This window comes from Streptomyces sp. NPDC026377, assembly GCF_055567715.1.
In genome coordinates this window covers 17,595-30,794 of the sequence record NZ_JBVHPV010000024.1, presented here as the reverse complement: position 1 = coordinate 30,794, position 13,200 = coordinate 17,595, and the positions used below count along the sequence as shown (strand labels likewise).

The following is a 13,200-nucleotide window of genomic DNA, read 5'->3' as shown; positions in this document are numbered from 1 at the left end:
CTTGCCGTCTGAGTTGAAGTCGCCGGTGGTGAGGTCGCGGAAGGTGGAGAAATCGCCGTCGTTGGGCCAGAGGCGTTGGGCGGAGCCGAGGTGGCCGTTGCCGTCGCCTGCCCACCAGTAGAGGTTGCCGGAGCCGGAGATGGCGGCGAGGTCGGTCTTGCCGTCTGAGTTGAAGTCGCCGGTGGTGAGGTCGCGGAAGGTGGAGAAATCGCCGTCGTTGGGCCAGAGGCGTTGGGCGGAGCCGAGGTGGCCCTTGCCGTCGCCTGCCCACCAGTAGAGGTTGCCGGAGCCGGAGATGACGGCGACATCGGCTTTCCCGTCTCCGTTGAAGTCGCCGGAGGTCAGATCCCGGAAGGGCTTGAAGTCCTCATCCGTAAGCCACAGCTTGAGGGTCTCGCCGAGACCGCCGTTGCCGTCACCCGGCTTCCAGTAAAGGGTCCCCACACCGCTGATGGCGGCGAGGTCGGTCCTGCCGTCCCCGTTGAAGTCGCCCGGCGCGAGGTCGCGGAAGGTGAGGTAGTCGCCCTCACCCGCCCACAGACGGGCGCCGTTGCGCAGGCTGCCGTTGCCGTTGCCGTGCCAGTAGTAGAGGGTGCCGGAGCCGGAGATGGCGGTGAGGTCGCTTCTGCCGTCGCCGTCGTAGTCGTTCCTGGCGTACGGGCGGTAGGGAGAGCCTTCCAGGGTCTGGATGGTCTTGCCCCAGACACGCTGGCTGATGTCCGCGGCGGAAGTGAACGGGAACTGGCCCGCGGCGGGTGCCCGGCCGGGGAACTCGATGAGGCGTCCGTCCCAGGTGGTGGAGACGAGATCGGCGTAGCCGTCGCCGTCGAGGTCACCGTCGGAAGTAATTGACGGGTGGGCCAGCAGGGAGAAGCCGGAGCCGATCGGCTGGCGGGTGGTGATGTCGCCCAGTCCCGTCGGGTCGCCCGCGCGGTTGTAGTACGCGTACAGGGCGCCGGTGGTGGTGTCCCGGGCCCACAGGTCCGGCAGACCGTCACGTGTGGCGCCGGTGGCCCCGCCGACGTCGCCGGGGGCGAGAACAGTCATGCTCTGCCAGCCGCCGGTGCCGATCTGGACCGGGTTGAGGAAACGGCCATTGCCGAGCCCGTGGAACAGCCAGAGCACGCCGCTCTCCACGGTGATCAGGTCGTTGCCACCGTCTCCGTCCACGTCGCCGGGCGTGACAAGTTGGGTGACTTGCTGCCAGCCGGTCTTGTCATAGACCTGGCACTTGCCCGCATCGGCAGTACACGTCGGCCGGCTCACCGTCACGAGCTGCGCCTTGGTGAAGTCGCCGTTCGTCGGGTTGAGGTAGAGGTACAGCTCTCCGCCCTTGTAGGCGAACAGGTCGTCGACGGTTTGGCCGCCGTGCTGGGAACCGCGGTGGGCGAGGATGGCCCCCGCCCACGTGGCGGTGGTCGGCAGCTTGCTGGGCGCCTGGTAGGCCGCGACGGTACCGCCGCGCGCCGGGTCGTCCGTCCCGACCGGGTACATGCGGATGTTCCCGCCGCCGTCCACGGTGGCGACGTCCGGCAGGCCGTCGCCGGTCAGGTCCCCCGCCACGGCCTTGGCGTTCGGATTGCCCGGCACGTAGAAGTCGTACTCGTAAGTCCGCGAGCGGTTTCCGGCGTTGTCGACCGCGTTGACGTAGAGCACGTTCGTGCCCCAATGGCCGGGTGTCAGGTTCAGGGAGGCTGTCCCGTTCACGGCGTCGACGGTTGTGGCGCCGCCGACCGGGAGGGACCGGTTGAAGGAGTACTCGAAGGAGTCGACGCCGCTTCCGCCGTCCGAGGCGCTGAGCCGGAACGTGCCGCTGAACCGGTCGTCCGCGTGGTGCGTCGTGACCGTGGAGCCGGAGGCGGGGTAGTCGTCCGAGGCGACCGCCGGCTCCGACGGTGGTGTCCCGTCCACGCGGAAGTGGCAGACGGGTGTGGTGGCGGAGTGGCTGATGCCGTCGTCGGAGCGGGCGTACCAGCCGTACAGATGACCGTCGGTGAGGGTGCCCACCGCCTTGTCGACGGTGGTGCCGCTGGAGACCCAGGCGGTACTGGAGCCGTTGTCGCCCATGCCGATGACGCTTCTGCTGCCGTCCGAGTCGTCCCAGATCCCGAACTGTCCGCGGACCTGCTGGTCGGAGTCGGCGTCGGCGACCGTGGCCCGGAGGTGGATTCCGTCACCGGCCGCGTTGGTCGCGCCGATCCAGCCGATGGTGTTCACCCCGCAGTCGGGCGTGGTCGGAGACACGGAGGCCGGGGTTGTCCCGGGCGAGGTGGGCACCTTGGGGACGGTGTTGTACTGCACGACCAGGGACGCGCTGGTCGAGAAGCGCTTGAAGGCGTCCCGGTTGCTCTCGTCGGCGGCGAAGACGCCGACCGCCAGGCTGGAACCCGCGTTGTCGACGGCCGAGGTGATGTCGGCCTCGGCGAGCTGGTTGCCGGGGCAGTCGTTGTTGCGGGTGCCGGTGACCGAGGCGCTGCCGATCCTCTCGTGGGCGCTGGGCGCGGTGTTCCAGGTGATGCCCGGGCTGAAGGAGTCGGTGCGGTAGACGTTGAGCCCGTACTTCTCGCAGCCGATCGAGGCGGAGTACGTCTCGGTCATGGTGAGGGTGGCCGAGTGGATGACCTTTCCGGCGTACGGGGACGTGTTGAACTTGTAGTAGACGCGCTCGATGCCGGTGTCGGTCTGGTAGCCCTGGTAGCCGATGCCCGGGTTGCCCCACTTGCCGGTGTCCCAGGCGCTGTTCTTGTACGCCTCCCAGACGGCACCCCAGGTGTTGCTGTCGGTCCTGCCCGGTTCCCAGTTGGGATCGATGTACACGGGGTAGTGCGTGTCGGTGGCGGTGAGCAGGTGCTGGTCGGGGGTGAGGGTGATGGCCCCTTCGGCGGTCCGGGCCTGCAGGTCGGCCTGCTTGGCACCGGCCCCCGGCCCATCGGGCGAGGAGCCTGTCTCGCCCGGGGCGGCCGTGCGTTCCTGTACCAGGGCCCTGTTGCGGGCCACCGACAGACCGGACGTTGCGGAGCCGGACGCGGTGCTGGAGTCCCACATCGTCGGAGTGGGGGCGGAGAAGACCGCGGCCCCCGTGGTGTCCTTGGCGCTCAGGCCGCCGTGTGCGTCGTCCGACAGCGTCAGTCCGCTCGTCGTCCAGGTGGCGAGCCGCACGGTGGCCAGCTTCGGATTCGCGGCGGCCTCGCGGGTCTTGACGATCAGGACCTGAGTGAATCCGCCCTGGTCCTGGGCGGTGACGCGGAGGTCGACGTCGGGAAGGACGTTCGGATACAGGGCGGCTCTGCCGGACACGGTGGGCGCGGGCAGGGGATCAGGCCAGGAGAGCGCGAGTTGCCTGCCTTCGGGCGTGGTCATCTTGGCGAGCGGGCCTGTCCCGCCCGGGGAGAACGCGAGCGCGGTGGGAGTCGCGGTGGTGGTGAGCGACCCGTCGTTGCCGCGCCGGAGAGTGGCGTCGAGCGGCGTCCACTGACCGTCCTTCTGCACCCGTACGGGAGTGACGTTCTGCCTCTGGGTGAAGCTCCCGTCCGGGTTGGCGGTGAGCGTACTGGTCGGGGTGGTGGCACTCTGCACGGGCACGGCCGAGCCGGTCGCCCTGGCCTGCGCCGCGGCCTCGGCTTCGGCGGCCTGCGGACCGGTGAGCGGTGTCGATGGTTCCGTAGCGGGGTGCTCGACGGGGTTCGGCTTCACAGGAGCGGGAGCGTCACCCTCGCCGGCCGCTGCCGGGCCGGCGCCGAGTGCGACGGATATCAGGGCGCCACTCACCGCCAGACTCCAGGCCGAGGCGATCGCTTTTCGCCGACGCCGTCTTTCGGTCCCCATGCTGCTCCTGTATGGCTGCGGAATCTGGAATTCAGCCCACTAATTCAGCGAGCGCCCAGGGAGCATATACGGGGAGTCCGACATTCAGCGCGCGTTTTCATGACGGGCTGGATGGTCGATGGAGTGAATAGGTTCATAGCAGGTAAGTCGGACTTGCGATCCATGGGGAGTGGTGCTGACGCCCGAGGAACCATCGTGCAGATATAGAGATGTATTGGGGGAAATGCCCTGACCATTGCATGGTGGACCGGTGGGCTTTCTGTGAAGTGTCCGATCTGGGCCATCTGGCGTCGCAGTAAGGGATTTGAGCCCTTAATTTGCTCACTCTTTGCGCTCGCATGGGGTGACCAGAACCTTTCCACTGCTAGTTTTCCGGTCTCTTTTGCTTGCTGGGGTGGGGACTGTAGTGAGAAGCAGGGACGGGTATTTCTCGAGGTTTTTTGGCTGGATTCGATATGCGGGCAGAACACGTGACTCGGTGGCATTGGCTGCCTGTTTCGCGTTGGTTCTGACGCTGCTTTCCGGGGCTCCGGTGCTCGCTCAAGGTCACCATCTGCCCAAGCAGTGGTCGCCGCGGCCACTGGACAAGGCGCACTCGGTGCCGGGTCACGACGTCGAGCCGCACCAGGCCGACGCGCCCTCCGGTACTCACGGGTCGTCTCCTGCCAAGTACCGCCCGCTGTCAGTGAACTGGCCGGCCGCGACCCGTGTTCAGGTCGATCCGGCGGCCGACAACATCGCGCCCCCGCAGGCGCCCTCGCGGCAGTCGGTCACGCGGCTGCCCTACACCGAGCCCGGCCCGGCCCACGCGGCCGGAACCCCGGTATGGGTCGGCCGCCCGGGTGCACTGACCAAACAGCGCACGAACCAAGCCACCGGCACCACACCCACACCCACAGCCGTCACCGTTGCGGTCGCGGGCCGTACCGCCGCGCAGCGCGCCGGGGTCAATGGCGCAATGTTCTCCCTGACCGACAGTGCGCCGCGCCAGACGGGCGGCAAGGCCTCGGTCGGCCTGGACTACACCGGTTTCGCCGACGCCTACGGCGGTGACTACGCGGCCCGCCTCCAACTGGTCCAGCTGCCCGCCTGTGCCATGACGACGCCGCACTCCCCGGCATGCCGCACGTCCAAGCCCCTGCCTTTCCGCAACGACTTCGAGAACCACCGACTCGTGGCCGACGTCGCGCTGCCCGGCGCCGCCACGACAGGCGGTGCCCAGCCGCTCGTGCTCGCCGCGACGGCGGCCGCAGCGGGCGCCGGCGGCACCTACGGCGCCACCGCGCTCTCCCCCTCCGGGAGCTGGAGCGCGGGCACCTCCTCCGGCGACTTCACCTGGACGTACCCGATCGGCGTGCCCCCGCCGCTAGGTGGTTCCGCGCCCTCGGTGGCGCTGACGTACGACTCCTCCAGCATCGACGGCCGTACCGCCGCGACCAACAACCAGGCCTCATGGATCGGCGACGGCTGGGACTACCAGCCCGGCTACGTCGAGCGCTCGTACAAGCCGTGCTCCAAAGACGGCCAGCCCAACACGGTCGGTGACAACTGCTGGGCGGCCGACAACGCGACGCTGTCGCTCGGCGGTCGCACCGTCAAGCTCGTGAAGGACGACACGACCGGAATCTGGCGTGAGAGCGGCGACGACGGCTCGCGGGTGGAGCGCCTCACGGGCGCGGCCAACGGCGCGAAGGACGGCGAGTACTGGCGGGTCACCACGACCAACGGCACCCAGTACTACTTCGGCCTCAACCACGCGCCCGGCAGCACCACCACGCCCACCACCAACTCCACCTGGACCGCCCCGGTCTTCGGCAACAACAGCGGGGAGCCCTGCCACGGGGACACGTTCGACACCTCCTGGTGCCAGCAGGCATGGCACTGGTCCCTCGACTTCGTCGTGGACCCCAACCAGAACGTGACGACGTACACGTACAAGACCGAGTCCAACTACTACGCGCGCGGCACCTCCAACACCCTCACGTCCTACATCCGCGGCGGGTACCTCACCACCATCTCCTACGGCCAGCGGGTGCCGGACGCGGTCGCCGGGAGCAAGGCCGCCGCCCAGATCGTCTTCACCACGTCGGAGCGCTGCGTCTCCGACTCGACGTTCAAGTGCCCCGATACGCCGCCCACCGCGGCCACCGCCAGCCACTGGCCCGATGTGCCGTTCGACCAGAACTGCGCGTCGACCGGCACCTGTTCCAACCACGCGCCATCGTTCTGGACCACCAGGCGGCTTGCGGCCATCACCACCCAGGTGCTGGTCGGCTCGGCGTACTCCCAGGCGGACACCTACGACCTCACCCAGCAGTATCCGGCCACCGGCGACACCAACAAGCCGGGCCTGTGGCTCGCGTCGATCACCCACACGGGCAAGGACGGCGGCACGCTCGGGCTGCCCGCCGTCACCTTCTACGGGACACGGCTCGCCAACCGGGTCGACACGGCCACCGACAACATCCCGCCGATCAACCGGTACCGGGTCCGGGCGATCGTCACCGAAGCCGGCGCCCAGATCAACGTCACGTACAAGTCGGCGGAGTGCGTCAAGGGCACGCATATGCCCGCCGCGCCGGACAGCAACACGATGGCCTGCTACCCCGTGTACTGGGTACCGCAGGGCGCGAGCGACCCCACCCTGGACTGGTTCCACAAGTACCTGGTCGAACAGGTCACCGAGGTCGACAACTCCACGCTGGGCGCCGCCGCCAAGTCCACCTCGTACGAGTACCGGGGCGGCGCGGCCTGGCACCACGACGACGAAGAGCTGATGGACCCCAAGAACCGCAGCTGGGGCCAGTTCCGCGGCTACGCAGAGGTCGTCACCCACACCGGCACCGCCCCCCAGGAGCTCACCCAGAGTTCCGCTCTCTACCTGCGCGGTATGAACGGGGACCTGAAGGCCGACGGTTCCCACAAGTCGGTCACCGTCACGGACTCCGCGGGCGTCTCGGTGACCGACGACGATCAGCTGGCCGGTGTTGTCCGTGAGAGCCGGGCCTACGACACGGCCGGCGGATCCATCCAGGAAGCCACCTTCCGTACCCCCTGGGAAGGCCGCGTCACCGCCACCCACAAACGGGCCGGTCTGCCCGACCTGACCGCCCGGCTCGGGGGCACCGCCAAGGTTCAGACGAGTGCGCTGCGCGCCGCCAAGACCTGGCGCACCTCGGAGATCGACACCTCGTACGACACGGACGGACGCGTCGTCGCGGTCGACGACAAGGGCGACGGCACCTCGGCGACGCCGGAAGTCTGCACGAAGACCAGCTACGCGCAGAACGCGACGCCCTGGGCCAACATGATGGCCTTCCCGTCCGAGGTCATCAAGATCGCCGGAAGCTGTGACAGCACGCCGAACGCGGACAACACGCTCGCGGACAACCGCAGCATGTACGACAACAAGCCGTTCGGCTACGTCCTGGGCACGGGCGACGCCACATCCACCCAGGTCCTCGACCACTACGACAGTTCCGGCGTGGCCCAGTTCAAGACGATCGGCACGAGCACCTACGACGGCTACGGCCGTGTGACGAGCGTGACCGACGCGCTGGGCGCCACCACGTCCACCGCCTACAGCCCGGCGACCGGCGTGCTGCCGACCTCCGCCACGAGCACCCAGCCGGTCGTGGCCCCGGCCACCGCGGGCTGGAAAAGCACCACCACCTATGACCCGCTGCGGGCCGCCCCGCTGACCACGACCGACGCCAACGGCCGCATCACCGACCTGGCGTACGACCCGCTCGGCAGACTCGCGGCCGTCTGGCTGCCCGGCCGGCCCAAGGCGAGCAAGAGCGCCGACAAGCGCTTCACCTACGCGCTCAACAAGGGCACCCCGAGCGTCGTCACCAGCGAGACGCTCCGCGAGGACAACTCCTACACGATCGACTACAAGCTCTACGACGGCCTGCTGCGGCTGCGCCAGGAGCAGCAGAGCAGTGCCGACGGCGGGACCGGCCGGCTGGTGTCGGACACCTTCTACGACACCCACGGCTGGACGGTGAAGACCAACGCGCCGTACTACAACACCACCAACCCCACGCCCTCGCTGTTCGTGGTCAACGACGACCAGGTGCCGTCCCAGACCGGCACGTTCTACGACGGCATGGGCCGCCCCGTGGCGCAGACCCTCTCCAGCCTCGCCGTGGAACAGTGGCGCAGCAGCACCGCGTACCCCGGCGTCGACCGGGTCGACGTCACCCCGCCGCCCGGCGCCTCGGCGACCAGCACCCTCACCGACGCGCGCGGCCGCACGGTCGAGCTCCGCCAGTACCACGGAGGCACACCCACCGGCCCGTCCGACGTCACGCGCTACCACTACGACGCGTCGGGCAACCAGGACCAGGTGACCGACAGCGCGGGCAACAAGTGGAGCACCACCTTCGACCAGCGCGGCCGCAGGGCCTCCTCCACGGACCCGGACACCGGCACGACCACCTACGGGTACGACGACCTCGACCGGCTCACCTCGGTCACGGACGCCCGCCACAAGACACTGGCGTTCACCTACGACGAACTGGGCCGCAAGACGGCCGAGTACGCCGGGTCGACGAGCGGTACGAAGCTGGCCTCGTGGACGTACGACACCCTGGCCAAGGGACAGCCGACGTCGTCGACCCGCTACAGCAACGGCAACGCGTACACCAACGCGGTCACCGGCTACGACGTGGCGTACCGGCCCACCGGCAGCACGGTCACGATCCCCGCGGCCGAGGGCAAACTGGCCGGCACCTACACGACCACCGCGGCGTACACGCCGAACACCGGTCTGCTGGACACCGCCACCATGCCGGCGGCGGGAGGCCTGGCCGCCGAGCCGGTCTACTACTCCTACAACCTCGCCGGCAAGCCGATGCTGGTCGGTGGAGGAGCCGACTACATCAGCGGCATGTGGTACACGCCGTACGGCCAGGTCCAGCGCAGCCTCCTCGGCGACGTGCCCAAGCAGGTCTCGCAGACCAACAGCTACGACCCCGCCACCGGCCGGGTGCTCAAGTCGACGCTGGACAAGGAGAACGGCACCACACCGGTCGACGTCACCAGCTACACCTACACCCCGTCGGGCGCGGTCACCTCGGCCTCGGACGTCCAGGACACCGGCCAGACCGACACGCAGTGCTTCAGCTACGACTACCTGAACCGGCTCACCGAGGCGTGGACCGACAAGGGCGGCACCACCACAGAGGCCGCCCCGAAGGTCTCGGGCATCGGCGGCTGCGCCAACACCACGCCGAGCGCGGCCAACCTGGGCGGCCCGAACCCGTACTGGCAGTCGTACGGGTACGACCTGACCGGCAACCGTACGAGCGAGGTCGACCACGACGTCACCGGTGACACGACGAAGGACGTCACCCACACGCAGGCCTACCCGGCGCCCGGCCAGCCGCACCCGCACGCCGTCCAGTCGATGACGGCCAGCAGCCCGGCCAAGGGCACCAGCACCGAGACCTTCGCCTACGACGAGGCGGGCAACACCACCGCCCACACCACGGTCGCGGGCACGCAGAACTTCACCTGGACCGACGAGGGCAAACTCGACACGGTCACCAAGACCCAGACGGAGAAGGGCACGGACTTCGTCTACGACGCGGACGGCAACCAGCTGCTGCGCCACGACCCGACGACGTCGACGCTGTACCTGCCGGGCACCGAGGTGGTCCTGAACAAGGACACCAACGCGACGAGCGCCACCCGCTACTACGGCGTCCCGGGCTCCCTGACCCTGGCCCGCACGAGCGACGGCCGCCTCACCTACCTGGCCTCCGACCCGCACGGCACGGACAACGTCGCCGTGGACTCGGCGACGCTCACGGTCCAGCGCCGGCCGACGGCCCCGTTCGGCCAGAACCGGGGCGGCCCGACTCCCGCCACCTGGCCCGGCGACAAGGGCTTCGTGGGCGGGACCGTGGACACGGACACGGGTCTGACCAACCTGGGCGCCCGCGAGTACGACCCGAACCTGGGCCGCTTCCTGTCGGTGGACCCGGTCTTCGACGCGGCCGACCCGCAGGCGCTGAACGGCTACGCGTATGCGGACAACTCCCCGCTGAACAACGCGGACCCCACCGGGCAGACGATCTGCGACATCAACCCGGAGAAGTGCAACCGGAGCTCCTCACCTGAGACGAAGAGCGAGGACGCGTACGCCACGTACACCGCCACCACCGGCGTCGTGTACGACACCCGGCCCGCACCGCCCAAGAAGCCCAAGCACCACCACTGGTGGCAGAAGGTCTGGGACAAGATCGAGACGGTCGCCGTGGTCGTCGTGATCACGGTGGTGATCGTGGCGGTGGTCGCGGCCTGCGTCACCCCGGCAGGCGTCGCCTGCGCCGGAGTCATGATGGCGGCGGCCACCGGAGCCGCCGAAGGCGCCACATTCGGAGCGACAGCCGCGGCGGCCGGGGCCGTGATATCAGCGGGCGGAGAAGCCCTGGCGGCGGTGGGAGCCGGCGCGGCGGTGGTCGGCGCGGCGGCGAAGGTCGCCAAGGGCGTGTCCAAGGCGGTGTCGAAGTCGGGGGCCGAGGGGGAGGCGGGCGCGGCGGCTGCCAAGGGCGAGGCGACCGCAGGGAGGGAACTCGCTTCCACGAGACCTGGGTGCAACAGCTTCCCGGCCTCGACGACAGTCCTGCTCGCGAGCGGCGCCACTGTCCCGATCGACCAGGTGAAGGTCGGCGACACCGTCGAGGCGACGGACCCGCTGACGAACACGACGAAGCCGCAGAAGGTCACCCACGTGGAGGTGACGCTGACGGACAAGGACTTCACGGACACGACGGTCCGCACGGCCGAGGGCGACAAGGTCGTCACTTCCACGCAGCACCACCCGTACTGGGACGCGACGCGCAAGCAGTGGGTCGACGCGACGAACCTCAAGCCGGGCGAACAGCTGCGAGAGCCCGGTGGCGGGCTGCTCACGGTCGTCAGGGTCCGTGATTACCGGCGGGCGGTGACGACGTATAACCTCACCGTTGAGCGCACTCATACGTACTATGTGCTGGCGGGTGCCACGCCGGTACTCGTCCATAATTGCGGAACGGCTGATCCTTACAGTCTCAAGCGAACCGAGGCGCTGTCCGGTAACGCATCCAAGCGGAACGTAGACAACCTGACAGCTTCCATGAAGGAAGGAGGCTGGCAGGGAGATCCGATCAAGGTTGCGCAGCATAACGATGAGCTGTACATCCTGGACGGCCACCATCGTGTGGCAGCAGCTAAGCGGGCAGGGCTCGAGGTCCCTTATCAGGTCGTGCCGGAAGAGGAGCTGACCACCCGATATTCGGGCGGCATCGACGATGTGGTTACTGCATGGGCTGAAGTGGGGCCGGATAAACTCGTGAACCGTCACAAGAGGCCGGGGTACAGATGATGAGCGAAGCTTCCGTCGAGGTGGCGAAGTACGTTGAGGCCCTAGCTCGTGTTCAATCGGATGTCTTGAGAAGTATCCCTGATCTGGGTTCGAGCCTGGCAGCGATCGTGAGGGGTGTGCGTGCAGGGCGGCTTTCAAACTCTGGATCAATCTCGAGTGGGATCGAGTACGCCGTGCACGGGAACGGTTGCCTTTTTGTTTCGAGTGACGGCCATGAAATCGATGTAGATTTCCTTGCCGACGGAACTCCAGTGTTCGATTCGTGGCGGATCGAGAGGTTCTCCTTGAGTCGGGGATCTGCCTCGAAAGTGACAGGAGAGGAGTTGCTCCATGAATGTCGCCGAATGGCTTCATCTGGGACTCTCGAAGAGGTCAGTGAAGGATGGTTCTCGGTGAAATCTGAGCAATCGACTGGCGGTTAACTGATGGCGATGGGCAGGGCCAACACGGCCACCAAGTTTTGCCACAGCAGGTAAGGCAGAGGCCCTACTGGTCGCTCTTCCGGTGGGGCTTCTGGCGTGTGCCGAAGTGTCTACCATCGCGACTGGGCGGGGTCTGCCTGTGGGTTGGGCGTCACCGGTAGCGATACACCCTGGGTGGTGACCGACAGCGTGCTCGATGCGGCGACTCTTAAATTCAGGCAAGGAAAGCCCTATAGTTGCTTGCCGGGCCACCCTGGAGTCGGGCAGGCAGTCGGTGAATTGGGTGTCTGTTTCAGGTGCATTGCTGTAGATAGGAACCGTTGTAGGTTCCCCCGTAAGTGGCTGTGTGACGGCCGCCTGTTTTCAATCGCAGAGGCTTCCGGGTGCGGAGCCGTTCTCTACATGGAGTTCCGTTGAAGATCCGGATGTACACGATGCGGCAAGCAAGAAACGTATCGCTCTTCTTGGGCGGCGCACTGATCGCCGTAGCCGTGAGTCTGTCGTCTGTCCTGGCTCAGGTGTTCCTCGGGCTCCTGGCGCTGCTCGTCGTCGCGCGGTTCTTGTCGCTGCCCTCTCAGATCTGGGTCCTCGTTGAACCCGGGGCCATAGCTTGGAAGACGCCGAGAGGCGGGGTGAAGAGCGGCCTCTCGCCCTCCGGATCCGTCCGTGTGGAGGACGTCGCCTCGGCGGCTGTGGTCAAGGAACAGGCGAACGTCCGAGTGTTCGGGGCGCGGAAGCAGGTCGAGATGCGGGGAGTGCGGTTGGGGCTGAGGTCCGGGGAGAGCGTCATGCTGCCGCTTCGGGTCGTCGCCACCAACGTGAGCGCCACCTCGCCGCTCCGGGTGCTCGTCGACGAACTGAGGCGCCAGCACCCGGAGTTGGCCTCAGGCTTGGCCGTACCGACCATGTGAGCCAAGGGGAAGCACCCGGACCGGTGCCCCCGGTGAAATCACATTTCGTCGGGGTTCGCCCTTCCGGCGGGCGCTGCAAGGCGACCCGCGACGGTCGGTGGCCACATGCGGACGCTGGTGAAGTGGGCCGTGGGGTTCTGCGCGTGGAACGTCTGCCGCACCCCGTTAGCCCGGCGAGCCGGCCCGTCAGGAGTAACGAATCCCATGATCGGATGCGGACAGAGCCTCCGCGGCGTTGTATGAACAGAGACCACCCGAGGAACATTCGTGTTCGGCGGGACGCTCGATGACGTGCGGCCCGGGGCCGATTTCAGCGGTCCCTCGCTCTCCGGGTGTTACCACCCGCCGGTGAGCCGCAGCCGACTGGTGAGCTGAGCGGTCCCGTCGTTCACCCACTGGTCGAGCTCGCCGGTGGCGTCGCTGCGGGCGATGAGGTGGTCGCGGCCCGGTTCGCGGAAGGCGCCGGAGGTGGTCTGCGTGTAGTTCCAGTCGTGGCTCAGAAGCTCCTTGGAGCGGAAGGTGCCATCGGCGTTCGCCCTCCACAGGTACAGATCGGCCCGGCTGTCCTTGGCGATGAGGTCGGGTTTGCCGTCGCCGGTGAGGTCCGCGCCAGTGGTCTCGGTGAAGCTCCAGCCCCCGGTCAGCTGACGCGGGCCGCCGAAGGTGC

Annotated in this window: 4 protein-coding genes and 1 pseudogene; 3 read left to right on the top strand and 2 right to left on the bottom strand. The window is 67.9% G+C overall.

What is annotated here, in order from left to right; genetic code table 11:
• On the bottom strand, nucleotides 1-3,693 hold a 3,693-nt coding region (locus ACZ4MU_RS32395; RefSeq protein ID WP_467883113.1), incomplete at its 3' end, for an FG-GAP-like repeat-containing protein.
• Nucleotides 3,694-4,357: 664 nt separating this feature from the next.
• Here ACZ4MU_RS32395 and ACZ4MU_RS32390 point away from each other — a divergent pair.
• From ACZ4MU_RS32390 to ACZ4MU_RS32380, 3 genes are all read left to right on the top strand, one after another.
• Nucleotides 4,358-11,200: an RHS repeat-associated core domain-containing protein gene (locus ACZ4MU_RS32390; RefSeq protein WP_467883112.1), complete on the top strand. Its 6,843-nt coding sequence runs from the start codon at nucleotides 4,358-4,360 to the stop codon at nucleotides 11,198-11,200.
• Nucleotides 11,197-11,622: a DUF6896 domain-containing protein gene (locus tag ACZ4MU_RS32385; RefSeq protein ID WP_467883111.1), complete on the top strand. Its 426-nt coding sequence runs from the start codon at nucleotides 11,197-11,199 to the stop codon at nucleotides 11,620-11,622. Before ACZ4MU_RS32390 ends, ACZ4MU_RS32385 begins: the two co-directional genes overlap by 4 nt.
• Nucleotides 11,623-12,035: 413 nt before the next feature.
• Nucleotides 12,036-12,533, top strand: a complete 498-nt coding sequence (locus ACZ4MU_RS32380; RefSeq protein ID WP_467883110.1) for a hypothetical protein — start codon at nucleotides 12,036-12,038, stop codon at nucleotides 12,531-12,533.
• A gap of 335 nt (nucleotides 12,534-12,868) precedes the next feature.
• Here ACZ4MU_RS32380 and ACZ4MU_RS32375 read toward each other — a convergent pair.
• Nucleotides 12,869-13,200, bottom strand: a pseudogene (locus ACZ4MU_RS32375) (hypothetical protein); the annotation flags it as partial.